Annotated in this window: 25 protein-coding genes; 15 read left to right on the plus strand and 10 right to left on the minus strand. The window is 39.7% G+C overall.

From position 1 onward, the window contains the following. Window positions 1-274: hypothetical protein (locus B3317_RS03635; protein ID WP_291108738.1), on the plus strand; the 274-nt coding region annotated here is incomplete at its 5' end. Between the two features lie 63 nt (window positions 275-337). Here the strand turns inward: B3317_RS03635 and B3317_RS03640 are convergent. From B3317_RS03640 to B3317_RS03685, 10 genes are all read right to left on the minus strand, one after another. Beyond that, window positions 338-1,234: a hypothetical protein gene (locus tag B3317_RS03640; RefSeq protein ID WP_291108740.1), complete on the minus strand. Its 897-nt coding sequence runs from the start codon at window positions 1,232-1,234 to the stop codon at window positions 338-340. Beyond that, complete coding sequence (gene ppk1, locus B3317_RS03645; RefSeq protein WP_291108742.1) at window positions 1,231-3,276, minus strand: polyphosphate kinase 1; 2,046 nt, start codon at window positions 3,274-3,276, stop codon at window positions 1,231-1,233. Before ppk1 ends, B3317_RS03640 begins: the two co-directional genes overlap by 4 nt. Then, window positions 3,276-4,358, minus strand: a complete 1,083-nt coding sequence (locus B3317_RS03650; RefSeq protein WP_291108744.1) for a glycosyltransferase family protein — start codon at window positions 4,356-4,358, stop codon at window positions 3,276-3,278. Before B3317_RS03650 ends, ppk1 begins: the two co-directional genes overlap by 1 nt. Beyond that, window positions 4,355-5,158, minus strand: coding sequence for a UDP-2,3-diacylglucosamine diphosphatase (locus B3317_RS03655; protein ID WP_291108746.1), 804 nt, complete (start codon window positions 5,156-5,158; stop codon window positions 4,355-4,357). Before B3317_RS03655 ends, B3317_RS03650 begins: the two co-directional genes overlap by 4 nt. 75 nt (window positions 5,159-5,233) lie before the next feature. Beyond that, window positions 5,234-6,178 carry a hypothetical protein gene (locus B3317_RS03660; protein WP_291108748.1) on the minus strand — a complete coding sequence of 315 codons (945 nt, stop codon included), beginning with the start codon at window positions 6,176-6,178 and terminating at the stop codon, window positions 5,234-5,236. Window positions 6,179-6,282: 104 nt separating this feature from the next. Continuing rightward, window positions 6,283-6,951 (minus strand): lipoyl(octanoyl) transferase LipB, encoded by a 669-nt coding sequence (gene lipB, locus B3317_RS03665; RefSeq protein WP_291108750.1) that lies wholly within the window; start codon window positions 6,949-6,951, stop codon window positions 6,283-6,285. Window positions 6,952-6,960: 9 nt separating this feature from the next. After that, window positions 6,961-7,521, minus strand: coding sequence for a crossover junction endodeoxyribonuclease RuvC (gene ruvC, locus B3317_RS03670; RefSeq protein WP_291108828.1), 561 nt, complete (start codon window positions 7,519-7,521; stop codon window positions 6,961-6,963). Window positions 7,522-7,523: 2 nt separating this feature from the next. After that, window positions 7,524-7,832 (minus strand): DUF4286 family protein, encoded by a 309-nt coding sequence (locus B3317_RS03675; RefSeq protein WP_291108751.1) that lies wholly within the window; start codon window positions 7,830-7,832, stop codon window positions 7,524-7,526. Window positions 7,833-8,354: 522 nt separating this feature from the next. Next, complete coding sequence (locus B3317_RS03680; RefSeq protein ID WP_291108753.1) at window positions 8,355-9,449, minus strand: hypothetical protein; 1,095 nt, start codon at window positions 9,447-9,449, stop codon at window positions 8,355-8,357. Between the two features lie 104 nt (window positions 9,450-9,553). Then, window positions 9,554-10,816, minus strand: coding sequence for a phosphoglycerate kinase (locus B3317_RS03685; protein ID WP_291108755.1), 1,263 nt, complete (start codon window positions 10,814-10,816; stop codon window positions 9,554-9,556). A gap of 352 nt (window positions 10,817-11,168) precedes the next feature. Here B3317_RS03685 and B3317_RS03690 point away from each other — a divergent pair, with 352 nt between their 5' ends. The 14 genes from B3317_RS03690 to B3317_RS03755 all read left to right on the plus strand — a co-directional run bounded on the left by B3317_RS03690 (window position 11,169) and on the right by B3317_RS03755 (window position 24,449). After that, window positions 11,169-11,801 carry a MarC family protein gene (locus B3317_RS03690; RefSeq protein WP_291108757.1) on the plus strand — a complete coding sequence of 211 codons (633 nt, stop codon included), beginning with the start codon at window positions 11,169-11,171 and terminating at the stop codon, window positions 11,799-11,801. Between the two features lie 270 nt (window positions 11,802-12,071). Then, entirely contained in the window at window positions 12,072-13,064 is a 993-nt protein-coding gene (locus B3317_RS03695) for an AAA family ATPase (protein ID WP_291108759.1), read from the plus strand. Between the two features lie 39 nt (window positions 13,065-13,103). Continuing rightward, on the plus strand, window positions 13,104-13,457 hold the full coding sequence (locus tag B3317_RS03700) for a four helix bundle protein (RefSeq protein ID WP_291108761.1): 354 nt from the start codon (window positions 13,104-13,106) through the stop codon (window positions 13,455-13,457). A gap of 62 nt (window positions 13,458-13,519) precedes the next feature. Continuing rightward, on the plus strand, window positions 13,520-14,389 hold the full coding sequence (locus B3317_RS03705) for a DUF58 domain-containing protein (protein WP_291108763.1): 870 nt from the start codon (window positions 13,520-13,522) through the stop codon (window positions 14,387-14,389). A 101-nt stretch (window positions 14,390-14,490) separates the two neighbouring features. Further along, the gene (locus B3317_RS03710) at window positions 14,491-15,549 is read left to right on the plus strand and encodes a hypothetical protein (RefSeq protein WP_291108764.1); all 1,059 of its coding nucleotides are present in this window, start codon (window positions 14,491-14,493) and stop codon (window positions 15,547-15,549) included. Window positions 15,550-15,564: 15 nt separating this feature from the next. Continuing rightward, a complete protein-coding gene (locus B3317_RS03715; protein ID WP_291108830.1) occupies window positions 15,565-16,548 on the plus strand; it encodes a vWA domain-containing protein in 984 nt (327 codons plus the stop codon). Between the two features lie 111 nt (window positions 16,549-16,659). After that, entirely contained in the window at window positions 16,660-17,682 is a 1,023-nt protein-coding gene (locus tag B3317_RS03720; protein WP_291108766.1) for a vWA domain-containing protein, read from the plus strand. A gap of 17 nt (window positions 17,683-17,699) precedes the next feature. Further along, window positions 17,700-18,497, plus strand: coding sequence for a tetratricopeptide repeat protein (locus tag B3317_RS03725; protein ID WP_291108768.1), 798 nt, complete (start codon window positions 17,700-17,702; stop codon window positions 18,495-18,497). Beyond that, window positions 18,497-19,348 (plus strand): BatD family protein, encoded by an 852-nt coding sequence (locus B3317_RS03730; protein ID WP_291108769.1) that lies wholly within the window; start codon window positions 18,497-18,499, stop codon window positions 19,346-19,348. The genes B3317_RS03725 and B3317_RS03730 overlap by 1 nt, the downstream gene beginning before the upstream one ends. Window positions 19,349-19,530: 182 nt before the next feature. Then, entirely contained in the window at window positions 19,531-21,366 is a 1,836-nt protein-coding gene (locus B3317_RS03735; RefSeq protein ID WP_291108771.1) for a BatD family protein, read from the plus strand. Window positions 21,367-21,372: 6 nt separating this feature from the next. Continuing rightward, window positions 21,373-22,197 (plus strand): tetratricopeptide repeat protein, encoded by an 825-nt coding sequence (locus B3317_RS03740; protein ID WP_291108773.1) that lies wholly within the window; start codon window positions 21,373-21,375, stop codon window positions 22,195-22,197. 25 nt (window positions 22,198-22,222) lie between these two features. After that, the gene (locus B3317_RS03745) at window positions 22,223-22,918 is read left to right on the plus strand and encodes a phosphatase PAP2 family protein (RefSeq protein WP_291108775.1); all 696 of its coding nucleotides are present in this window, start codon (window positions 22,223-22,225) and stop codon (window positions 22,916-22,918) included. 78 nt (window positions 22,919-22,996) lie between these two features. Further along, entirely contained in the window at window positions 22,997-23,251 is a 255-nt protein-coding gene (locus tag B3317_RS03750) for a DNA-binding protein (RefSeq protein ID WP_291108777.1), read from the plus strand. A gap of 76 nt (window positions 23,252-23,327) precedes the next feature. After that, entirely contained in the window at window positions 23,328-24,449 is a 1,122-nt protein-coding gene (locus B3317_RS03755; RefSeq protein WP_291108779.1) for a universal stress protein, read from the plus strand. Window positions 24,450-25,025: the final 576 nt, after the last annotated feature.

The raw sequence follows: 25,025 nt of genomic DNA on the forward strand, positions 1-25,025 counted from the left end.
AAAAGGTAACAAAGGTAACAGTATTTTCAGTTATCAGTTAACAGTCATCAGTCAACAACCGGTAAGATGTAAAAACTTTGCGCCTTTGCGTCTTTGCGTGAAACAAACAAGGTACCAGCCAACTCGTAACTATTTCAAAAAAGTTACAAAAGTTACACTTTTTCCACTATTTTCTATCAATTATTTTCTCCTCAAAGCTAAGGTCGGGGGATTGAGGGGGCCTATCAATATTTCAAAGAGCTATCGACTAACAGCTAAAGGCTATCGGCTCTGATTACATAGATAAACCTTTTCAAAAAGATTAGACTCTAAATGTTGATTGGCTTTAATAATCTACCTATTTAGCTTTATGCTTCTCCCCGTAGATATGATGTATTATACCATCTACCAACCCCACTTTAGGTACATATATCTCTCCTATTTTACATGCCTTACTTACTATAAGGAATATTTTAAGAGCAGGAATGATGACATCGGCACGGTATGTATTCAATTTAAAATTCTGAATCCTCTCTTCATAACTCATATCCTTCAAGGTATCGTACAATACCTTTAACTCGGGATAAGTCAGATATTCCTTTTCCCTTTTACCCAGCATTTTATGCACCTTGTTGATATTTCCTCCGGAAGCAATTATGCTGAGAGGTGCGTATTTCTTATATATTTCTTTCAACCACGATTTGAAGCGTTGTTCCTCATCTTCTTTTACAGCATCCACAAGCATACGTACAGTTCCCAACTGGAAAGAATTCGAAGTGATTTTTTGCTGGTTACCGAATACTACGACCTCGGTACTTCCTCCTCCTACATCAACATACAGATAACTACGGTTTTTGTCCATCAAATTGTTCAAGCCTCCGGCTTCATATATTATATCAGCTTCCTCCTGTCCACTAATGATTTCTATATCGATACCGCTTTTTGCGAGGATGGTCCCGGTTATATCTTTCCCGTTCTTAGCATCACGCATGGCACTGGTGGCACAGGCCCTGTAATCCGTAACCCCATAGGCTTTCATTATATGGGAAAAGCCTTGCATGGCATCGATCAGACGTTGTTTCTTATCTTCGCTTATCTCATTTTTAGTGAATACGTCTTCCCCTAGCCGGATGGGTACACGCAGAAAGGCGACTTTCTTGAAGTCGGTACCTGTTCCGGAAGTTTCTATATTATTTATCAATAGGCGGATAGCATTAGAGCCTATATCTATGCCGGCAAATATATCGGTGTTCATCTGGTTTCTTTATTGAGGTTTTTATAAAAGTCGTACAGGGCCATTTGGGAACGGCACGGCGGATTATCTCCTTTCTCTACATATTCGTTACTACCAAATATGGTAAGATCCCGTGCTTTTTCGTTATCAGACCACTGTATACTGAAGAATTCTTTTAAAGTTTCTTTTATCTTTTTATCAAGTATAGGGGTACCTACCTCGACCCGGCGGTCAAGATTACGGGTCATCCAGTCGGCACTCATTATATATATATTTTCATCACCATTATTGTGGAAAATAGCAAGCCGCGCATGCTCCAGATATTTATCTACAATACTGATAACCCTGATATTTTCACTCTGGTCTTTTACCTGAGGCTGCAGGCAGCAGGCTCCTCTTACTATCAGGCGTATTTCCACTCCGGCCTGACTGGCTTTATACAGCAGACTTATCATATCCTCATCGGTAAGACTGTTGAATTTAGCATGTATATATGCTTTTTTACCACCCTGGGCATTCTTTATTTCCTGTTTTACTAACGTTTCAAATTGCTCCCTCATGTAATACGGGGAAATCATCAGCTGCTTAAACGAAAAGTGTTTATGCGTATTAAGTAAGAAATCAAAAACAGCCGCAGCATCGGCAACTATTTGCGAATTGGATGTAAACAGACCGAAATCACCATAGATTTGCGCTGTCGATTCATTAAAGTTACCAGTACCAATATAGGCATATCCTCTATCTTTACGTTGCACCAGTACCAGTTTGCTATGTACTTTCAATCCATTTGCGCCATGTATGACTTTTATTCCTTCCTTTTGCAGCAATTCGGAATATTCAACATTCTGCTCTTCATCAAAGCGCGCAAGTAGTTCGAGCAGAACGACGACTTTCTTTCCGTTCTTCGCCGCATTTATCAGCGCATTTATCACTTTCGAACGTTCTGCCACACGGTAAAGCGTTATATATATGCTTTCCACTTTGGGGTCGATAGCCGCTTCACGGAGAAAGTCGATAAAATGGTTGAATGTATGATAAGGATAATTAAGTAGAATGTCTTTTCTGCTTATAACTTTTAATATACTCGAAAATGCTTTTATATCAGGATGCTGTAAGGACTCAGGACTTTTACTTTCCAGATCGGGACGGACTTTCGGAAATTTCATCAGATCACGCATCAAATGGTATCTGCCGCCGGCATCCAGTCCTTCATTTCCTTTCAGTCTCAACTTAGTGGCGATTATATCTAATAAGTCATCCGGCATTTCCTTGTCGTAAATCAGGCGTACAGGCTGTCCGTGCAGACGGTTCTGTAATCCGTCTTCCATCTTTTCTATCAGGCTCTTCGATATATCGTCATCCAGAGTCAGCTGTGCGTCACGCATCAGCTTGAATGTATAGGCCGATATATATTTGTAATTGAACATGAAAAATATTTCGTCGAGGCACAGCCGGATAATATCATCAAGAAAAATAATATCATTCCTGTCTTTCACAGAAGGCAACACGATGAACCGGGGACATGAACTGCTTACCGGTATCTGAATAATAGCATACCGTGGATTTTTACAGTTCTTACCTGAGGTCATCTTTACGGCATGATAGATATTGTTATCCTGCAAAAATGGTATCTGAGTTGTTTTCTTTAAAATAAGAGGAACCAGTCGCTGACTGACAACAGATGAAAAATAATCGCGGCAGAATTGTTTTTGTTTTCTGCTCAATTGCTTTTCATTAATAACATATATTCCCTGTTGTTCCATTTCGTCGAGAACCTCGGTATAGGTATGCACAAACTTTTTTTGTCCCGCATATACTCCGGCATTTACAAGGGGTAGCAGTTCTTTGCCTGTGTATCCACCCGAGAACCGGGGCGTTTTTTTCCCCTTTATCTGGCTCAACCGGACAATATTGGCTACCCGGACCTTGATAAATTCATCCTGGTTGTTCGAGAATATTCCCAGAAAGCGGAGCCGTTGCATCAAAGGTACGCTCTTATCCTGCGCCTCCTGCAATACACGTTCATTAAAAGCCAGCCAACTTAAATCTCTGTTATTTATCATTACACAAGTGTTGTAAGGTGTCTGAGAAAGGTTTTTTCAGCCGAATCCACCCATTTGCGGAATGAATCGCCCGAATTTTCCTTCGTTTCCATATAATTCAATAACACACTTATATTAAAATTGTTCCCGATAACCCCTCCCCCAAAAGATACGGTATCAGCAGCATTTACTTCTTGTTCTATATGTGCCGGTATCATCATTATAGGTTTATCGAGGTAAAGGGCTTCACATACCGACTCAAATCCGGCAGTGGTAACATATCCCCGGCATCCGCTCATAAAGTTAAGGAATTTTTCATCATCAATTGTGTGAAGTGTTAAATTTTTATCGATGTATTGCTCTTTATCAGCATCTTTTTTATCCCAGAAGAAATGCAGATTAATATCGGGATGCTTTGCATGCCATGTTCTTACTTCTGTCTCATAACCGTGGTTCAGCATATAACCCAATATGTAGTCTCCCTTTGTAGGTGTAAGGTCTAATACTTCTTTCCTTAGTAATGGGGGAACTACAGCAATACGTTCCGGTATATAATCCTTCAAAGGATAAAATGATAGGGCAAGGGTCTTGGTGGCCCCTACGCTACATAATAAAGTATGCAGGCGAAGAAACATCATACCCTGCCCGTCTCCTTTGCCATGTGTATATCCGGGATGTTTGAGAAGGTACTGGTGTCCTATGTTAATAACGGGAACATCCATACTGAAACGCAAGTGGGCAAAACCAGTCAGTATTTCATAGAAATTGATTACGACATCCGGCTCGTTTTTCTTTATACGCCTGTGTATTTTTTCTATGCTTTTCTTATACTTTCTGAGCCTTTTAGGTGTAATGTTATATAATATCGTTTTTAGCAGGTGTATATGTTTTTTATCTTTTTTGAAACTGAAAGACAGTGTGTCGAAATCCCGGACTTTCGCTCCTATTTTTTCATAAAAGAAATCCGGTATCTCCCTTACTTTACTTTTCCCGATCAGTACTTCAACTACTTCGTGCCCGTTGCGGCGCAGTATTTCGGATAGGGCTATGGCTTGTGTCATATGTCCGCGACCGTCTCCCTGAACGATGAATAGGTATCTCATATGGCTAATTTTACTTTTTCAGGGATTTTATCCTCTTTTACAACTTCCGTCACCTTTTCTTCCTGAGCGTACATGACTACTTCCCAGTTTCCGTCATAGTCCTCAGTCAATGCGGATAAGGATTCTACCCAGTCACCCGAATTGAGATACAATATTTCATCATAATAAGCCTTTTCAGGGTGGTGAATGTGCCCGCAGATAACACCATCGCACTTTTTCTTCCGAGCTATTTCCACAATATGCTTCTCGTAGTCACTAATGTAGGAAACGGATGCTTTCACCCTTTTCTTTACCTCACGCGAAAGTGAATAATACGGCAAGCCTTTCTTCAAACGCCTGTTGTTGTAATATTTATTTACCCACATCAGGAGGGTATAACCTATATCGCCGATTTTCGACAGCCAGCTGTAACGGCTGGTAACCATATCGAATACGTCGCCGTGTATCACATAGAAACGCTTGCCGTTGCTCGTATGTATGTAATCCTTTACAATCTTTATATTCTGGAACTGGAGAGGCAGGATACGATCAAGAAAGTCATCATGATTCCCTCTCAGGTAGATGATTTTCGTATCGTGTTGGATATCCAGCAAGAGCTTTATAAAGTTGCTGTGGCGTTTTTTCCATTTTGCTTTTTTTCCGCGCATGAGTTGCCACCCGTCAATGATGTCACCGCATAGGATGAGCGTGTCACATGTATTTTCTTTCAAATACTTTGTAGCTTCTTTGGCTTTCGACCATTTCGAACCTAAATGTATGTCCGATAAAACGATGGTCTTGTGATGTTTTTTTTGATTCATATCTATTCTTTTTTTATCGTTAACAAAAGAATAAATATATTATGACAGCACTGTTAAGGTCTCATGAATAAACAGTTAAGCGGGCTGTTTTCCTCTTGACTGAGGCTGAGAAGATTCTTTAATATCAGGTGTTGATACGGGCATATAGTTTTTCAGGTATAAATCTTTGATTATACCGTCGGCTACACCGATTATAGGTGTTTCTATAACCAAAGCCCGTGCCAGTTTCATTATACGCAGATATATATCAATGGCCGGAAGGAGAACATCTGCCCGGTTCAGGTTTATGTTATATTTGAGAAGACGTTCCTCGTAACTCATCTTTCTCAGTTTACACGAAAAACTAACGAGTTCTTCCCGCCTTATGCGTCCACAGCGGCGAAGCAGTGAGTCCAGTTTATTTATATTGCCTCCGGAGCCTATCAGGGATACTTTTACAAAATCTTTGCAATATTCGGCCAGCCAGTCTTTCATTCTTTCCCATTCGGCTCTTTCCTCTTCCTGAGATAAATTCCGTAAGGTTCCCAATCTGAATCCCTCCGTGGCAATCTCTTTATTCTGATGGAATATAACCATTTCGGTGCTTCCGCCACCTACATCAGTGTATATATAGGCCCGATTTTCTTCCAGAAGTTCGTCTATACTGTTTGTCAGTATAAAACGCGCTTCTTCTTTACTGTCTACTATCTCTATTTCTATACCCGATTTGGCATATACATAATCGAGCACTTCATTAGCGTTTGTTGCTTCCCTGATGGCTGATGTAGCACAGATACGCCATTTTTCCACATCATTTACCCGAATCAGGCCATAGAAAGCCTGCATCAGTATAGCGAGTTTTTCTTTTTTCTGTTCACTGATCAATCCGGTAGAAAAGGTGTCTTCTCCTAACTTTAGAGGTATGCGTATCAGGGAATCTTTTTTGAAGATTGCTTTGCCATGATAGTCGAGTACATCCGTAATCAGCAGACGTACTGAGTTGGAGCCAATGTCGATAGCCCCCAATCGTTTTATATCCATCTCTTTACATTTTTGTTTCGTCAAAAGTATGAGAAGGCGATTACGAAACGATTAAGCAGCGGTTAAGTTTGGAATCAGGAAACTAAAATTCGTTAAACAAGTTATTAAACAACCTTTTCGATGAAGATTGCTTCAAATAAATTTTTGGCTTTTTCTTTTACTTCCTCCATATCTACTTTATAGCCCAACTCTTTCTCCATTGAAGTTACTCCTTTGTCAATAAAGCCACAAGGATTAATAAGCGAAAAAAAAGATAAATCGGTATTTACATTCAGTGCAAATCCATGCATAGTTACAAAGCGGCTGCTACGTACTCCGATGGCGGCGATCTTCCGCGTTTTTGAAGGTGTGGTTGTATCGAGCCATACGCCTGCCGCACCATCGAGGCGTTCCGACCGGATATCATAAGTTCGAAGAAGCCGGATAATAATTTCCTCTACGTTAAAGATGTATTGACGTAAGCCTATACTATAAAATTCCAGATCAAATATCGGATAACCAACAAGTTGTCCAGGGCCATGGTAAGTAATATCACCTCCCCTGTCTATTTGGAAAAGTGACACACCTTTTTCTTTCAGATAAGTTTCCTGAAAGAGTAAATTCTCTTGTTTGCCATGTTTGCCGATTGTGATAGTATGGGGATGTTCGCAGAAGAGCAGATGATTTTCGGGCCTGATCCCTTTATCCTTGCAGGCTAAGGCCTCTGCGAATAGCTGCTGCTGATAGTCCCACGCTCTGCCGTATTCTATTGTTTTCAGATCTTCGTATATCATATGAGTTATCTATTTTTTTACTTTTCCCGGATTTTTATTTATGTAATCTTTCCAACTTGTAAATTTTACTTCCTGAGAAGGGTTGTTTGTTTGAAAAAAATGGCAAACCGCAGCAGCTAATCCGTCGGTGGCATCCATCTGCGGCAACATATTTTCATCCGGTATTTTCAGAAAGTTTTGTAACATATAGGCAACCTGTTCTTTAGCAGCCCTTCCGTTTCCGGTAATCGACATCTTTATTTTCAATGGAGCATATTCAAAAATGGGAATATCCCTCGATAAAGCAGCAGCCATAGCCACACCCTGAGCGCGACCGAGTTTGAGCATACTTTGCACGTTCTTTCCAAAAAAGGGAGCCTCAATGGCCAGTTCATCAGGTAAAAATTCGTCAATCAGGCCGATTATCCGCTCAAAAATACGGCGAAGTTTGAGATAATGGTCATCATACTTACTTAACTGGAGTATACCCATAGCCAGCATCTCAGGTTTGTTATTCACCACCCGGAGAACGCCATACCCCATTACCTGGGTTCCCGGGTCGATACCCAGAATAATCCGTTCCTTTTCTATCATTATAATTCGATTTCTTCCAGTAATGTAACAAATCCCAGAGCTTTATTCCCGAAGCGTACCGTAATTTCTTTTTGTAAATCCAGACCTTCTGTCTCGAACCAGTGGTTGAGTGTGTCTACATTTTTCACTTTGAATTGCAGGGAATAACTGCTGCCGCTTTCCTCATGTTGTGCATGGATACGGGCGAATCGCGGTTCATGCAGGAATCCGCTGGTAGCAGCTTTCGGGATATATGTTTCTTTCATGTAGCTAATGTAATCACTGCAAGCATCGTCTTCTACATGAAAAGTCGTATTGAATATTATCATTTGTAAGTTTATTATATTTAAACAAAAGTACAAAAAGTTTATCTATATATAACTTTTGGCTGCCAGCTGATAGTTGATAGTTCTTTGAAAGAATTAATTAGCAAATTTGAAACATCGTTCAACGGAACGAAGTGTAGTTAAAATTAGCATATTAGCAAATGTTTTAAACTAAAAGTGGTAAGTGAAAAATTAAAAGTGATAAGTGAAAAACATTCTTCGTTTAAAAGTATTTTTTGTTATCCATTCTTCACTTTTCATTCTTCGCTTTTCGTTTAAGAATATTTTTCGTTCTTCATTTTTCGTTAAAAACATTGGCACATCGGCAAATTGATTAATCGGTACATTGATTTCTGTTACCTTTGTTACTTTTTAACAATATACAGTTGATAAAATAAAAAGCGGATTAAATTATTAATCGTCAAACTTATCCGGGAGGGGAACGGGCAATGTTTAAGTTTTTAAGAGATAAAAGAAAAGCCTGATAATTAATTATGCAGGCTTTCATAAGAATTATTATTTTGTTTACTCGAAAACAATCTGTCGGTCTTTGATATATTTTTCTATTGCATTTTGTAATTCTGTTTTCTTCAGTTCATCTGTTACAAGCTCATATATAGGAATAAGTTTGTCTAAATTCAAGTCTACAAGGGCAGTATTATCTTCGGTTAAAGATTGAAACCATTTATTGATGTTTAATTGTGGATATTGTTTCTGTAGATTGTAGACTCCGGATGGTATCAGGCTATTGTCACCTCCATGGTTTTCAATATAGAGGATAGGAATACCATTTAGTTTTACATTGTTTTCATCTGGCGGATTACCCGGCCCATTAGGCCAATAGCCAATACTCCTGACAGTGTGCCTTATTCCATCTTCGACATACTGTTCTGTGTAGTATGTACCATCATACTCTGGGCTCACATAACCCGATTTATCTACCTTAGACCTATATATTAAATCCAGACGCATCCCTGTAACATACTCAATAATAATATGAGTACCGTATTTTTCAATGATTTTGTTTGAAGGCAAAGAAGTGAGGTCATTCGTGAAATCCGTTGTCAGATAATCATATAGATATTCAGGCCCGGTGTTTAGCGAGTGCCTGTACCAATAGTAATAATAGTGGATGCTTGCAAATGAGTAATCCTCTTTATTTTCATCCTTTTTGTTATACAGCATTTCATTATCAAGGATTACACCCGAGAAAGCGGCAATATTATCGGGTATCAGATTCCAATAGCTGTCATTGGATATATTTGTAAGATGTTTCGTATAACGCCATGCAGTGGAACCGGAAACCGTAAAGTTAGAACTTTCAAAGTATCCCATTTTATAGTAACGGCGCGACTCCTCAGCCAGGTATTTCTCCATGTCGATGATGGACTCTTTTACTGATAGATCGCTTGCATATGAGCCTGTATAATCATAACCCTTTCCTAACAAATCTTTTTTATTTGTAGCTGATTTTGATTTAAGGGGGGTAAATGCGTCCATCGGGTTGACTTCTTCCTGTTTTTCTTCAGGTTCATCTACTGTAAGATCATCGTCACTGGAACATCCTGTGAAGAATAAGAATAGGCAACATAGAAGCAGGGCATTAATTTTTTTCTTCATGTTTTTGTCGTTTAGGTTGTTCCAAAGTTAAAAAAAATAAATTGAAAATGAAATAAAAAAGTCCGTACAGGAATGTACGGACCTTCATATATAAGCGTTGGATATTAATATCCTCTGATAGCTTTAATTCCCGGAAGAACTTTTCCTTCGATGAACTCAAGCAATGCACCACCGCCAGTAGATACATAAGATACCTGATCGGCAAGGTTGAACTTGTTAACAGCAGCAACAGAGTCTCCGCCACCTACAAGAGAGAAAGCTCCGGCTTTGGTTGCAGTAGCAATCGCTTTGGCAACAGTTTCGGTACCATGAGCGAAATTGTCGAATTCGAATACACCCACAGGACCATTCCAAAGGATCGTTTTGGAAGCCATGATAACATCTGTGAATTCTTTTTCACCTTTAGGCCCTATGTCGAAACCAGACCATCCGTCAGGGATATTGCCGGCATCAGCAAACTGTGTATTGGCATCGTTAGCAAATTTGTCACCAAGCTTGGCATCACTTGCTATAACAAGATTTACACCGTTGGCTTTAGCTTTCGCCATAATGTCTTTGGCAAGTTCCAGTTTGTCATCTTCGCAAAGAGAATTACCAATCTTGCCACCATTCGCTTTTTCGAATGTGAAAGCCATACCACCGCCGATGATAAGGTTATTCACTTTGTCAAGCAGGTTTTCGATGATATCTATTTTCGAAGATACTTTAGATCCTCCGATAATTGCTGTGAACGGACGTGCGGTATCTTTCATTACTTTTTCTACAGCGTCTATTTCTTTCTGCATCAGATAGCCGAACATTTTATGTTCTGCATCGAAATAATCAGCAATAAGTGCAGTAGAAGCATGTGCACGGTGAGCAGTTCCGAAAGCGTCATTTACGTAAACATCCGCATAAGAAGCAAGTGTCTTTGTAAATTCTTTCTGGCTTTCTTTGATTGCTTTCTTTGCAGCAGCCTTAACTTCATCGCTTGCATCATCAGCCAAACCGCGTGGCTTACCTTCTTCTTCGGCATAAAAACGAAGATTTTCAAGCAAAAGAGCTTCGCCCGGTTGAAGAGCAGCCGCTTTTACACCAGCTTCTTCGCCTACACAGTCGTTAGCGAATTGTACATCGACTCCAAGAAGTTTGGATACATGGGCTAGAATATGTTTCAGCGAATATTTTTCTTCTACACCTTTAGGGCGTCCAAGGTGAGATGCGATGATCGGGCTACCACCGTCGGCTATGATTTTTTTTAGAGTCGGCATAGCTGCACGGATACGGGTGTCGTCTGTGATGTTGAAATCTGCATCCAGAGGTACATTGAAGTCAACTCTGACGAACGCTTTCTTTCCTGAAAAATTGAATTTGTCAATTGTAATCATGATTGTCTGTAATTAAATATAATTAATATAATTGATTATCAATATGTTGTTTGCTTGGATTTCCTATCCTTAAAAGCGGTACAAATATACTAAATTCTATGGAAGATTTTTTGCTTCAAAATGAAATTATAGTGAATTTTGACTTATTAGTATACATTACTCTGTTATTTGTTAGTCAGACTTTACAAAAGCAATGTGTTTCTGAAATTAATCGGTACAAAACAGTATAAATGCGGAAGAGATTTATCATTAGAGTGTCGACAGAAAGAACGGATGTGCAATTTTTATACAAAATCCGGTAAATGTATCGGATATGTTAAGGCTTGATATATCTTTGTTGAAAAATAAGAATATGAATGAATTGTTAGCCTACGGACTATTGGTCTTTACATCTTTTTTTACCCTTATAAATCCTATTAGCGCAATGCCTGTTTTCCTGGGACTTACTTCCGATATGGAATCGAAAGACAGGGTTGCCGTGGCAAAGCGGGCTGTATTGGTTTCGCTCATTATTGTATTGGTCTTTGCTTTCTCCGGGCAGTTTCTGTTCAGGGTATTTGGTATATCAGTCAACAGTTTCCGGATAGTAGGAGGCGCGATTTTCTTCGTTGTCGGTTTCGATATGCTTAATGCCCGACTGTCTCCGATTAAGGCTAAAGGGTCGGAAATAAAACAGACAATCAAAGATATTGCTATCACGCCGCTTGCCATACCTATGCTGTGCGGGCCCGGAGCGATAACGAATGCTATTGTTTTGATGGAAGATGCCGACAGTATATTGCTGAAAGTTGTATTTGTGGTGGCGTTATGCCTTATGTTACTGGTTACTTATCTCATTCTTATCAGTTCATCGAAACTGATAAAACGGTTTGGCGAAACCGGTATCAATGTAATGATGCGTCTGATGGGACTTATAGTGATGGTAATAGCGGTTGAGTTTTTCCTGGCAGGGATAAGGCCGTTTTTAGAGAGTCTTTTTAATTGAGAATTTCGGAACCGAAGGGGGTATCAAAACTCTTAAATTAATAATATGATGTATGTGTTATACACTATTTAATTTATCGGTTTAAATACTTCGTTCCGCTTAATTTTTTTTAACTCCGAATTATCGGTTTTCAGATTTAACATTTCTATTTTTGTCGTGCTTAGTAAAATAGGAGTGATATACCCGTAAAATATCTTGGGTTAATCTGAGTTTACTAATTATATTTGAGAAAAATCAAACATAAATATAAACGCAAAATAGAATAAAAGTATGGCGCAAGTTGATATTCGAGAACTTACCGAAAGGATACAAAGTAAAAGTTCATTTGTAGAGTCTCTCACAATGGGTATGGACAAGGTGATTGTAGGACAGAAGCATCTTGTGGAATCACTCCTGATCGGTCTCTTAGCCGATGGACATATCCTTCTTGAAGGAGTGCCGGGATTGGCAAAAACACTGGCTATAAAATCATTGGCATCGTTGATTGATGCTAAATATAGCCGTATACAGTTTACTCCGGACCTACTGCCTGCCGATGTTATCGGTACAATGATTTACAGCCAGAAAAACGAAGAGTTCTTCGTAAAACACGGACCTGTATTTTCAAATTTTGTATTAGCAGATGAAATAAACCGTGCTCCTGCCAAAGTACAGAGTGCATTACTCGAAGCCATGCAGGAACGCCAGGTGACGATCGGGGAAAAGACATATAAATTACCGTCCCCATTTCTGGTGATGGCTACTCAGAACCCTATTGAGCAGGAAGGTACTTATCCGCTTCCGGAAGCGCAGGTAGACCGTTTCATGCTGAAAGTAGTGATAAATTATCCGAAGAAAGAAGAGGAAAAATTAATCCTGAGAAACAACCTGACCGGAGATTATGGAAAATTAGCTCCGGTAATGAAAGCGGATGAAATCATTGGCGCCCGTGAAGTGGTGAAAGATGTTTATCTGGACGAAAAAATCGAGAAATATATTGTCGATATTGTATTTGCAACACGTTTCCCAGAAGAAAACGGCTTGACATCGCTGAAAGGAATGATCGGTTTCGGAGCCTCTCCGCGTGCATCTATCAGTCTGGCTTTGGCATCACGTGCATACGCGTTTATCAAACGTAGAGGCTACGTTATCCCTGAAGATATCCGTGCAGTATGTCACGATGTATTGCGCCACCGTATCGGACTGACATATGAAGCGGAAGCCAATAATACGAATTCCGATGAGATCATCAGCGAAATCTTGAATAAGATTGAAGTACCTTGATCAGTAAACAGTTGACAGTAAACAGTAAACAGTACTGAAATGATTCAAAAAGATAGTATAGTTTATGAGAAGGCTTATTCACTTGCAATAAAAGTTGTAGGATTGCATAAATCCTTAAACGGAAAGAATGAATATATCTTGTCGAAACAAATACTTAGATGTGGAACATCTATCGGTGCAAATATTGCTGAAGCTAATGGTGCAATATCGCATGCTGATTTTTCGGCAAAAATGAGTATTGCATACAAAGAAGTGCTGGAAACTAAATACTGGTTATCCTTACTTAAGGATACTAATTACCTGGAAATTGATACTTTTACAGAGATATATAAGAATGTGGATGAAATCGCAAGGATATTATTTTCGATACTAAAAACAACCAGAATAAAGTGACGGAAAATAGTGTACGATACTGTTTACTGTTTACTGTTTACTGTTTACTGTTTACTGAATTTATGGAAACAAGCGAATTACTAAAAAAAGTACGTCAGATTGAAATAAAGACCCGTGGCTTGTCGCGCAATATATTTGCAGGGCAATACCATTCAGCATTTAAGGGCAGGGGGATGGCTTTTTCGGAGGTACGTGAATACCAGTATGGAGACGATATCCGCGACATAGACTGGAATGTGACAGCCCGCTACAACAAACCCTTTATTAAGGTATTTGAAGAAGAGCGTGAACTGACAGTTATGCTTTTGGTGGATGTGTCTGCCAGTCAGGACTTCGGAACAAGGAACTCTCTCAAACGCGATATGGTTACGGAAATTGCGGCAACCCTCGCATTCTCAGCCATACAGAACAATGACAAAATCGGGGTGATCTTCTTTTCCGACAAGATAGAAAAATTCATACCTCCCAAGAAAGGTAAGAAGCATATACTGTATATTATCCGGGAACTCATAAACTTTCAGGCAGACAGTGCCAAAACCGATGTGGGAATGGCTTTGAAATATCTGACGAATGTTATCAAGAAGCGTTGTACGACATTTATGATATCCGACTTTGTAGATGTTCAGGATTATAATAATGCTCTGACAATCGCCAATCGTAAACACGACATCGTTGCTTTGCAGGTTTATGATAATCTCGAAACCCAGCTTCCAAATGTAGGACTTATGAAGGTTATGGATGCGGAGACCGGAGTGGAACGTTGGGTAGATACTTCGTCCAAAAGGGTACGTCAGGTATATCAGGACTGGTGGAAAAAACAGCAGGAGAATATGCAGACATCATTCAACCGGAGTAAGGTCGATAATGTTTCTGTCCGTACCGATGAAGATTATGTAAAGGCATTGATGGCCTTGTTTAAGAAGAGAAGCTAAATAATTTACTAATGTGAAAATATGCCAATGTGCCAATGAATATAAATATTGATAAACAAGATTGGCATATCGGCACATTAACAAATTGGCACATTAAATATATGTTGAAACTAAAAAATATACTATTGCTTGGCTTGCTTTACTGCCTGGGTTTTTCGCTATCGGCGCAGAAGTCGACGGTAAGGGCAACAATACAGCCATCGGATATCCTGATCGGTGAACAGGCAATCATTAATGTAGAGGTCATTGCCCCCAAAGGACGGGACATTATCTTCCCTGTCTATCCGGATACGCTGATAACAGGTATCGAGGTGCTGAAAATGCTGAAGCCGGATACGGTAATGACAGAGGTAATGACTATCAGTCAGAAATATGTCGTGACTTCGTTCGATTCCACACTCTACCATGTGCCTTATATGCAAGTGCTGGATGGTGTCGATACACTTCGTACAAACGATTTTGGGCTGAAAGTTTCCGCGCCGCAATTATCGGAGCAATCTTTAGCATACCTGGAGCAATTGAAGAATCACCAGACTGATTCCATAGACTTTGAAAAGCTCCAGATATCGGATATAAAAACAGTGCAAGACCCGCCGTTTGTATGGCAGGACTATCTTGAATATTTGTTTATTCCTCTGATTATACTATTGATCCTTGCTCTTATCGGGCTTGCCTTCTACTTCTATATACGGAAGAGAAATAAAGGTTATTTCTTTACCCCGAAAGTAATTTTGCCTCCTCATGTGGTCGCATTACAGGGATTGGATAAGCTGAAAACTTCTAAACTATGGCAGAAAGGACAGGAGAAAGAGTATTATACCGAACTTACAGATATTCTTCGCGAATACATTGACAGGCGATTCAATATAGATGCTCCGGAAATGATATCAGAGGATATTATTGCTTCCGTACATTTGGCTACTGATACAAAATCGGCAACAGATGGCTTATCTCAGATACTGAAATTGGCCGACTTGGTTAAGTTTGCCAAATACACTCCGTTTGCCGATGAGAATGATTTAAGTCTGGTAAACGCTTACCTGTTTGTCAATCAAACAAAAATAGAAGATAGACAGACACTGGAAGAGCAAAAAGATAATCTGGCAGAGAGTCAGACACCGAAAGAAAAAGAAAATAAAGAAGATAAAAAACAAAGCTAAAGATATATGATGGATATAGTATATGCCAATCCGAAATACTTATACTTACTCTTATTGCTGATACCGCTGATTGCGTGGTACATCATTAAGTTGAGGAAGATGCAGGCTGCATTTAAGATGTCTTCAGGCTTTGCTTTTGAGAAAGCACCTTCTACAATAAGAGTTTATCTGCGGCACTTTCCGTTTTTGCTACGGGTGGTTGCAATCGCGTTAGTTATAATTGTGCTGGCCCGTCCGCAGAGCGTCAATTCTTCGGATATATCGAACTCTGAAGGGATTGATATTGTAATGGCTCTCGATATTTCGGGTACGATGATGGCGCAGGATTTCTCGCCTACACGTCTCGAAGCAGCAAAGAAAGTGGCCGCCGAATTTATAAACGACAGGCCTAACGACAGGATTGGTCTGGTCATATTCGGTGGGGAAAGCTTTACCCAATGCCCGCTGACAACGGATCACAAGGTATTGTTGAACTTACTTACAGAGGTTAAATTCGGCATGATAGAGGATGGTACTGCCATCGGGCTAGGCTTGGCTAACTCTGTAAACCGGTTGAAAGACAGTAAATCCAAATCGCGGGTTGTAATACTTTTAACTGACGGTTCCAATAATGCCGGACAAATTGCACCTTTAACAGCCGCGGAACTGGCAGCGTCTTATGATATACGTGTTTATACCATAGGAATCGGTTCCAGAGGGACATCTACAGCAAGGATAATGACACCTTACGGCTTGCAGACTATGCAGGTATCAGGCGACTTTGACGAGCGTACATTGACGGAGATAGCAGCCATTACCAAAGGGCAATACTTCCGTGCGACGGATAATACCAGCCTGAGTGCGATTTACGATGAGATAGATCAAATGGAAAAAACCCATATAAGTGTAAATACTGTAACCAAGCGTAAAGAACTTTACTTGCCATTTGCCATCTTTGCTTTAGCTTTGGTGGGACTGGAATTGGTTCTTCGCCGTACATGGTTGAGGAATATACCTTAAAATAATTAGAAATTAGGAATTAAGAATTAAGAATGATGATGGGCTAAGGGTTTGTTTATAACGTATTAAAGCTTGTAACTCGTAACCTGTAACTCGTAACTACGAAATAGTATGTTTAAATTTGGAAATCCTGAATATTTGTACCTGTTTTTTGCCATACCTGTTTTTGTGATAGGCTTTATTTTCCTGAATATAAGGAAAAGGAAAAGTGTGGAAAAACTGGGAACACTTGCATTGGTAAAAAGAATGATGCCTGAACTTTCATTGAAACGTTCATATCTGAAATTCTGGGTTATACTTGTAGCCATCGGTTTTGGCATAGTTGTTCTTGCACGTCCGCAGTTTGGGACTAAAGTAGAAAAAGTGGATAAAAAAGGGATAGAACTGGTTATTGCCATAGACGTATCTAATTCGATGATGGCTGAAGATATAAAACCAAGTAGGTTAGCTAAAGCAAAGCAAATGCTGACCCGTATTATCGATGAACGCAGGGACGATAAGGTGGCTATAGTTGTATTTGCCGGAGAGGCTTTTATCCAGCTACCTCTTACACCTGATAATCAGTCAGCTAAATTATTCCTGGAAACTATTGATCCCAGTCTTGTGCCTGTTCAGGGTACAGCAATCGGTAGTGCAATAGATATCAGCATGAGTTGTTTTTCTAATGATACGGATATAGACAAGGCTATTGTCTTAATTACCGATGGTGAAGGACATGAAGGCGACGCGGAAGGAGCCGCAGCGCGGGCAGCTGAGAAGGGTGTACATGTCAATGTTGTGGGCATAGGTACTACCGAAGGTGCAATGATTCCTGTATCGCCGGGTTCAAACAATATGAAACGTGATACTCAGGGGCAGCCGGTCGTGACAAAGCTGAATGAAGAGATGTGCCGCCTGATAGCAAAAGCCGGAAAAGGGCTTTATGCGCATGCCGATAATTCGAATAGTGCACTGAAAAGCCTGCAAGCGGAGTTGGAAAAATTACAGAAAAAAGAAATAGATGGAATAGCATATTCCGAATATGATGAAAAATATCAGATTTTCGCTTGGGTTATGTTGGCACTGCTTCTACTGGAAATATGTATTTTTGATAAAAAGAACAGGATATTCCGGAATATTAGATTGTTCAAATAATTGAGAATGTGAAAGAAATGATGAAAAAAATTATATTTATAACATTATTCGTATTTGTAACTATCAGCCTATCCGCCCAGAAGGGAGTTAGAAAGGCTGTGCGAACAGGAAATAAGGCATATAATGAACAACGATATGGTGCAGCTGAAACCGAATACAGCAATGCGCTGAAAGAAAATGCAAGTTCGAAAGAAGCTTCTTTCAATTTGGCTAACACATATTATAAGCAGCAGAGATGGGATGACGCGCTAAAAGAATACCAGCATTATCTGACTTTGGAGAATGAAGATGAAACAAAGATGAGTTCAGCCTGGAGTAATATGGGTAATACATTCCTGAAAAAGAAAGGGAATGAAAAAGGACAGCAAATGCAGATGGCTCAGGGGGGACAACCTCAACAGGGGGGAGGACAACAGGCGGATAATTTGAAGCAGTCGATGGAAGCCTATAAAAATGCCTTACGCCTGAATCCTAAAGATGAAGAAACCCGCTACAATCTGGCTGTGGTTCAGAAAATGATAAAAGATAAAGAAGATCAGGACAAAGACCAGAATAAAGATAATAAGCAAGATCAGAATAAGGATCAAAAGCAAGATCCAAAACAAGACCCTAAGCAGGATCCGAAACAGGACCCTAAGCAGGATAAGCAAGACCAGAAGCAGGATCAGAACCAAATGTCTCAGCAAAATATGCAACAGATACTTCAGGCTTTGGAACAAGACGAGAAAGAAACACAGGAACGTGTAAAACAAGCTAAAGCTCAGGAACGAAAACAGAAGAACGAAAATAACAGAAAACAAAATAAAGACTGGTAATGAAGAGAAAAGGATATAGCTATTCAATTTGTCGGTTCTGCTTGTCAGTTGTATTACTATTCCCCTTTTTGTCGATGACCATAGGCCAGAATGTCAAGATAAATGTAAAAGCGCCCGAAACAGTGTTCACAGGGGAACAATTCAGAGTGGACTATGTAGTTGAAAGCGATAATGATATAAGAGAACCGGTAATAATAAAGAATATGGAGGGCTTCACCATATTGTATGGCCCTTCTGTTTCATCGTCGAGGGCAGTCAGGTTTAATAATGGCAAACGAATAACAATGTACATGACTACATCTTATTATTATCTGAAAGCCCCGAAAGAAGGGAAATATACTTTACCCCGGGCCGAAATAACGGTAAATAATAAGAAATACAAGGCCGGGGCGGTCAAAGTAGAAGTGAAGTCGCTAAAAGATATGGCGGACGAGGTCGATGCTTTTGTAAAAACAACCGTATCCAGAACAAGTGTAAATTTGTCTGATACATTGACGCTGACATATAAGTTATATACAACTAAAGAAATTAAGCGTATAATAAATACGGATTTTCCTGTTGTGAAAGATTTTTATACAACTAATGTAACACGCTCGCGTCAAACCTTTACTGATGAGGTTGTGAATGGTAAAACTTATAAGGTAGTCGAGCTTAGGCGCTTAATACTTCAACCTCGTAATCAGGGGCAAATGACTATTCCCGAAGGGCAGATATCGGTAGAATATTCTACTCCGACAGGCCGAAAAGTACGAGATATGTGGGGAGACGTGTACGATGAGACGATAAGAAGTGAAAAGTCTTTAATAATAGAGCCCGTAATAATACGGGTACAAGACCTGAAAGCAATATAAGTAAACGTTGATATTTAATATTACACTTTAAAGTTATGACTTTCGACCGATGCTATATTTAGATGGACAAACAACGTTCGACGGAACAAAGTGTAGTCAATAAGTAGGTCTGAGACCTTAAAGTTATTATTTTTGTATTTTGAATAAAAAAATAGACCTAACGAAAAAGAGTAAATAAAGTAATGAAAAAGTATCTGATTTTATTGACATTATTACTCATAAGCATTTCAAGCATATTTGCTGATAACATCACCTTTGTTATTAGCGCCCCTGCTTCTACAGTGAAGGGTGCACAAATCCAGTTGCAGTATGTATTGAAAGGTGGTGAAGGCCGGGAAATCCATGTACCGGATGAGATAAAAGGTTTTGACGTGCTTTACGGACCATCTGTTTCGCAAATGTATAGTTCTTCGAACATCAATGGAAAAGTGACTTCGGAGAGTAACATAACCTATACATATCTATTGTTGGCAAAAGAAGAAGGTACCTTTACCTTACCTTCAGCATCAGTAAAAGTAGGTGGTAGCAATTATAAATCGAATACTGCCCAGATAAAGGTCTTACCTCCCGATAAGAACGCTCAGCCGCAACAGCCCGGACAGCAGGTAAAGCCCACAACATCTTCTTCTACAGCCGGAAATGTCAATCCGAATGATGCTTTTGTAAGGGCGATATTCTCCAAAACTAAGGTGAAAGAACAGGAAGCGGTGACTGTAACATTCCGTTTCTACACAGTACTGAATATAAGAGATGTAGGGAAGATACAATTTCCTGAATTTGAAGGCTTCATGACCGAGGATTTCGAACTTCCGGCAAATCGCCAGATGGCTTTGGAGCATTATAACGGACGTAACTATTATACTGTAGATGTAAAGAAAACGCTCTTGTTCCCTCAACGGTCGGGTAAAATGACGATACCGTCGGGTACAATGGAAATCGTATTTGAAGTGGCTTCGGGTAAAAAAGTACAGACGTTCTTCGGCCCTCAGGAAGTAATGACCGAGGCTAAAAAGACATTGAAGACAACACCTGTTACAGTCGATGTATCTGCGCTTCCGATACAAAATAAGCCCGCTAATTTTTCGGGAGGAGTGGGAGACTTTTCGTTCAAACCGTCTATATCCGCAGAAAAAATTAAGGCAAACGACGCTGTTACTATCAAGCTGGACATAACAGGGACGGGGAATCTCAAACTTATAAAGAATCCCGAAGTCAAGTTCCCTAAAGATTTTGAAACTTACGATCCGAATGTAAAGAATGATTTTAAGTTGACTGAGAATGGTTTATCGGGTACAAAATCAATAGAATATATGTTCATTCCCCGTTATCCGGGTAAATTTACAATACCTGCCATCGAATTCTCCTACTTCGATACCAGAACCAGTTCTTATAAGACCGTTTCATCCCCATCATACACACTGGATGTAGATAAGGACCCAAATGCAGGAAAGAATGTGTCTACCAGTTATTCGAGCCAGAAAGAACTTGAAATGGAGCAGGATATCCGTTACCTTAAAACAGGGAATTATTCATTTACAGACCCTCAAAGTTTCTTTGCAGGCTCCCTTTCATATCTTCTGTGGTATCTGATTCCGTTAGTGCTGTTTATTACATTTACTATAGCATACAGGAAGCAGATAAAGGCGAATGCCGATATAGCTATGATGCGTACCAGGAAAGCGAATAAAGTGGCGACTAAGCGTCTTAAACTGGCAAAGAAATATTTACAGATGCAACAGAAAGATAGTTTCTATGAAGAAATCCTGCGTGCTGTATGGGGTTATCTGAGTGACAAGCTGACAATCCCGGTTGCAGACCTGAACAGGGAAAATATTGAAATTGAATTGTTGAAATACGGTGTGGGAGATGATCTGATAAGCCAGTTTATTAACATACTGGATACAGGGGAATTTGCCCGTTATGCTCCGTCCGAATCCGGGCACGCAATGGATGATCTCTACAACAATACAGTAGATGCTATCGGTAAAATGGAAAGTACAATTAAGAAAATAAAATAAGGTCTGATGAAACGAATCATATTATCTTGCCTATTCATATTTGCTATATATTCTGTTGCTTATGCACAGGATTCTATCCCGGTTGCGAGTGATTCGCCGGCAACTGCGACAGAAAGCCAACAGCAACCCGAAACTTCTTCCGATCCGGCTACAACGGCTTACAATGAAGGTGATTTCCGTAAGGCTATTGAAATACTGGAAGCTCAGAAGAACGAACAATTGGAAAAAGGGTTGGAATCAGCCCAATTGTATTATAACTTAGGCAATGCTTATTTCAGGGTGAATGACTTGGCCCATGCCCGCCTGAACTATGAAAAAGCCTTATTGCTCGATCCGGGAGACAGGGATACCCGTCACAATATTGAATATCTGTCTACAAAGATAGAAGATAAAATACTGGTTGCGGATACATTCTTTCTCAACATATGGTTCAGAGCCGTTCAGAACTTATTCAGTTCGAATACCTGGGCTGTCATAGCAGTAGTTTCATTCCTTTTACTGATGGGATGCTTATCCATGTTTTTCTTCAGCCGTTATGTCTTCACGAAGAAAACAGCTTTCTATATAGGAATAGTGGCTTTGGTTTTAGTTATACTCGCAAACGTATTTTCGTTCGGTCAGAAGAACAAGATCAAACACAGGGATACCGCAGTTATCATGACCGGTTCGGCATCTGTGGTCAGTTCTCCGGATATTAACAGCAAGGAGTTATTCATATTGCACTCGGGAACAAAAGTATATATAACAAAAGAAGACCGCAACTGGCTCGAAATAGAAATAGACAATGGCAGTGTGGGTTGGATTCAGCGCGAAAAGCTGGAAGTAATATAATTTGTCTTAAAATGAAAAACAGCTGATGAGCCTTGTAGAAAAGATATTGCCATACGAACGGAATTTATTTCTATGGCTCAACGAACATCATACAGACTATTGGGACACATTTATGTGGATATATAGCGGTAAACTTATCTGGTTACCATTAGCTATAACCGGTCTGGTTGTATTTGTATATAAAATAAAATGGAGGGAAGCCCTTTTGCTTCTTATTTGTGCTGTATTAGTCGGAGTTTTATGTGACTTTGTTTCGGCGAATCTTATCAAACCCTATTTTGAGCGATTGCGCCCCACACATCATCCCGATTTTGAAGCCTTTGTGGAAGTAGTAAAAGGATATCGCGGAGGACGTTACGGGTTTATTTCCAATCATGCAGCCAATGGTTTTGGAGTTGTAGCTTTCACCTCCCTGTTATTCCGGTATAAGTATCTCACTATTACAATGATAATATGGGCTACCATAACAGCGTATTCCCGCGTTTATCTGGGAGTTCATTTTATTTCCGATGTTGTCGGAGGTGCTGTCTGGGGCACTTTAATAGGCTTTTTAGTGTATTATATTTATTTAACCTCTCGCCGGCATATTCTGAAAGTTCCTAAAGAGGAGGTTAGAATACCTGTCTATAGCAAAGAAAGAGCAAAGATACTTGTCGGCGCAATATTGCTCACGATAGCATCAATTGCTATATATAGTGTAATATTTGATATTCCTTCATGAAATCCGTTGTTTTTCAAAAAAGAATTTTATAACTTTAGAACATATTCCTAATCATTTACCATTTAAAACTTAGAGAGTATGACTAGAGTTATTACATTTTCAGAGCTTCGCAAAATCAAGGATAGTTTACCGGATGGAAGCATACATCAGATAGCTGAAACTTTACAAATCCCTGTAGAAACGGTTTGGAACTACTTCGGAGGATATAGCTACGAAAAAGGGCAAAGTTGTGGCGTACATATAGAACCCGGGCCGGACGGAGGTTATGTTTCTCTCGATGATACCACTATTTTGGACATGGCTTTAGAGATGATGGAAGCGAAGGAAGCTTAAGAAAAAATACAGAGATGAATGCCAAAAGTGTTCATCTCTTTTAAAATAAGTACAACAACAATAAATATATACAGCAATGGGAGACAAATTGGTAACACTTGCGATTCACACAAACGAAAAAGCCCAGATATTGAAAGGCGTATTGGAAGGTGAGAATATTGAAGTCCATATCAATGATGTGGATTTGGATAATCCGGGAGTATCACCCGGCGTTCGTATCCGTATCAAAGAATCCGATCTGCCCAAAGCCCTGAGCGTAGTGGAGAGTCGTCACTTATTCAGCTACGATGAGGAAGAAACATACAGGACTGATGACGGGCGCAAACGCATCCTTATTCCGGTCGATTTCTCCGATTATTCGCTTAAAGCATGTAAGATAGCCTTTAACCTGGCTCGTGATCTCAATGCGAAAGTAAAGATACTTCATGTATATTTCAATCCCTACTATCCAACTGCACTACCGATGGCTGAAGCATTTGCCTATCAGGGAAAGGAAGAAAAGGAATTCCAGAATATTATAGAGAAAGTAAAGGAAAATATCCAGAAACTATGCAATACGATAGACCAGAAGGTTTCGGAAGGGGAATTCCCTTCGGTAAACTATTCTTATGTATTGCGTGAGGGCTTGCCCGAAGAAGAGATAGTGACTTTTGCCAAAGAATATAAGCCGACACTGATACTTATGGGCACCAGAGGCAAGGATCAGAAAGATGCCGACCTCATCGGCAGTGTAACGGCGGAGGTGATAGAAATGACTCACGTTCCGTTAATTGCAATTCCGGAAAACACACCATTCTCGGATTTGAGGGAAGTGAAGAAAATGGCATTCCTTACAAACTTCAGTCAGAGAGATTTGATCTCATTCGATTTGCTGGCAAAACTCTTGCAACCATATAGCGATGTACAGATTGTACTTACTCATATAGCCGTTAAGAAAGGTGACCGCTGGGACGAAATAAAACTTGCCGGAATCAAAGATTATTTCAGTAAGCAATATCCGGGCTTGAATCTCGACTATAAGTTGATCGACACCAATGATATGCTCAAAAGCCTGGACGAATATATAAAGAATGACAAAATACAGATATTATCCCTGACTACCAGTAAGCGAAATATCTTTGCCCGTATGTTTAGTCCGAGTATCTCGCGTAAGATGCTGTTTCACTCCGATACGCCTTTGCTGGTGTTAAGAGGTTAGAAAACTAAGTATATAATAGCATATAAATCTATTCGTTATCTTTGATGTTAACGGATAGATTTTTTTAGTAAACAGTCAACAGTTAGCAGTAAATTCAATTAGCAAATTGGTAAATTAGCATATTAGCAAATCGCGCGAAGCGACAAAACTTGTAACTTAAAAAAAGTAACAAAGGTAACACTTTTTTCAGTAAACAGTAAACAGTTAGCAGTTAACAACTTGTATCTCGTGTCTTGTCTACTCGTAACTTCCCCAAAAGGTAACAAAAGTAACACCCGCTCGCGCAGACGTCGCGTCTGTGTGTTGCGTAGCAAACATTTTCGCCCTGTCAACAAGACACGGACTGGAAGTCCGCGCCAGCAGGGGTAACTCTTAAAAAAGGTAACAAAGGTAACAGTTTTTTCAGTAAGCAGTCATTAGTTTACAGATCGTGACTCGTATCCCGTCTACTTGTATCTCGTGTCTCTTTTACTTGTAACTGCCCTAGGGCGAAGTAACTTGTAACTTTTTCTAAATCATTAAACCTTGAATCTTTAAAATCTGAATCCAATACTTCAAAGAACTCCCTTTCTTGTA

Origin of the sequence: Dysgonomonas sp. UBA7710 (assembly GCF_002482385.1) — a bacterium.
Classification (GTDB): domain Bacteria; phylum Bacteroidota; class Bacteroidia; order Bacteroidales; family Dysgonomonadaceae; genus Dysgonomonas.

What these genes read in the sequence shown, in the direction of transcription:
- B3317_RS03640 (WP_291108740.1), bottom strand. Translation starts at nt 1,234, where the DNA reads ATGAACACCGATATATTTGCCGGCATAGATATAGGCTCTAATGCTATC.
- ppk1 (WP_291108742.1), bottom strand. Translation starts at nt 3,276, where the DNA reads ATGATAAATAACAGAGATTTAAGTTGGCTGGCTTTTAATGAACGTGTA.
- B3317_RS03650 (WP_291108744.1), bottom strand. Translation starts at nt 4,358, where the DNA reads ATGAGATACCTATTCATCGTTCAGGGAGACGGTCGCGGACATATGACA.
- B3317_RS03655 (WP_291108746.1), bottom strand. Translation starts at nt 5,158, where the DNA reads ATGAATCAAAAAAAACATCACAAGACCATCGTTTTATCGGACATACAT.
- B3317_RS03660 (WP_291108748.1), bottom strand. Translation starts at nt 6,178, where the DNA reads ATGGATATAAAACGATTGGGGGCTATCGACATTGGCTCCAACTCAGTA.
- lipB (WP_291108750.1), bottom strand. Translation starts at nt 6,951, where the DNA reads ATGATATACGAAGATCTGAAAACAATAGAATACGGCAGAGCGTGGGAC.
- B3317_RS03675 (WP_291108751.1), bottom strand. Translation starts at nt 7,832, where the DNA reads ATGATAATATTCAATACGACTTTTCATGTAGAAGACGATGCTTGCAGT.
- B3317_RS03680 (WP_291108753.1), bottom strand. Translation starts at nt 9,449, where the DNA reads ATGAAGAAAAAAATTAATGCCCTGCTTCTATGTTGCCTATTCTTATTC.
- B3317_RS03685 (WP_291108755.1), bottom strand. Translation starts at nt 10,816, where the DNA reads ATGATTACAATTGACAAATTCAATTTTTCAGGAAAGAAAGCGTTCGTC.
- B3317_RS03690 (WP_291108757.1), top strand. Translation starts at nt 11,169, where the DNA reads ATGAATGAATTGTTAGCCTACGGACTATTGGTCTTTACATCTTTTTTT.
- B3317_RS03695 (WP_291108759.1), top strand. Translation starts at nt 12,072, where the DNA reads ATGGCGCAAGTTGATATTCGAGAACTTACCGAAAGGATACAAAGTAAA.
- B3317_RS03700 (WP_291108761.1), top strand. Translation starts at nt 13,104, where the DNA reads ATGATTCAAAAAGATAGTATAGTTTATGAGAAGGCTTATTCACTTGCA.
- B3317_RS03705 (WP_291108763.1), top strand. Translation starts at nt 13,520, where the DNA reads ATGGAAACAAGCGAATTACTAAAAAAAGTACGTCAGATTGAAATAAAG.
- B3317_RS03710 (WP_291108764.1), top strand. Translation starts at nt 14,491, where the DNA reads ATGTTGAAACTAAAAAATATACTATTGCTTGGCTTGCTTTACTGCCTG.
- B3317_RS03720 (WP_291108766.1), top strand. Translation starts at nt 16,660, where the DNA reads ATGTTTAAATTTGGAAATCCTGAATATTTGTACCTGTTTTTTGCCATA.
- B3317_RS03725 (WP_291108768.1), top strand. Translation starts at nt 17,700, where the DNA reads ATGATGAAAAAAATTATATTTATAACATTATTCGTATTTGTAACTATC.
- B3317_RS03730 (WP_291108769.1), top strand. Translation starts at nt 18,497, where the DNA reads ATGAAGAGAAAAGGATATAGCTATTCAATTTGTCGGTTCTGCTTGTCA.
- B3317_RS03735 (WP_291108771.1), top strand. Translation starts at nt 19,531, where the DNA reads ATGAAAAAGTATCTGATTTTATTGACATTATTACTCATAAGCATTTCA.
- B3317_RS03740 (WP_291108773.1), top strand. Translation starts at nt 21,373, where the DNA reads ATGAAACGAATCATATTATCTTGCCTATTCATATTTGCTATATATTCT.
- B3317_RS03745 (WP_291108775.1), top strand. Translation starts at nt 22,223, where the DNA reads ATGAGCCTTGTAGAAAAGATATTGCCATACGAACGGAATTTATTTCTA.
- B3317_RS03750 (WP_291108777.1), top strand. Translation starts at nt 22,997, where the DNA reads ATGACTAGAGTTATTACATTTTCAGAGCTTCGCAAAATCAAGGATAGT.
- B3317_RS03755 (WP_291108779.1), top strand. Translation starts at nt 23,328, where the DNA reads ATGGGAGACAAATTGGTAACACTTGCGATTCACACAAACGAAAAAGCC.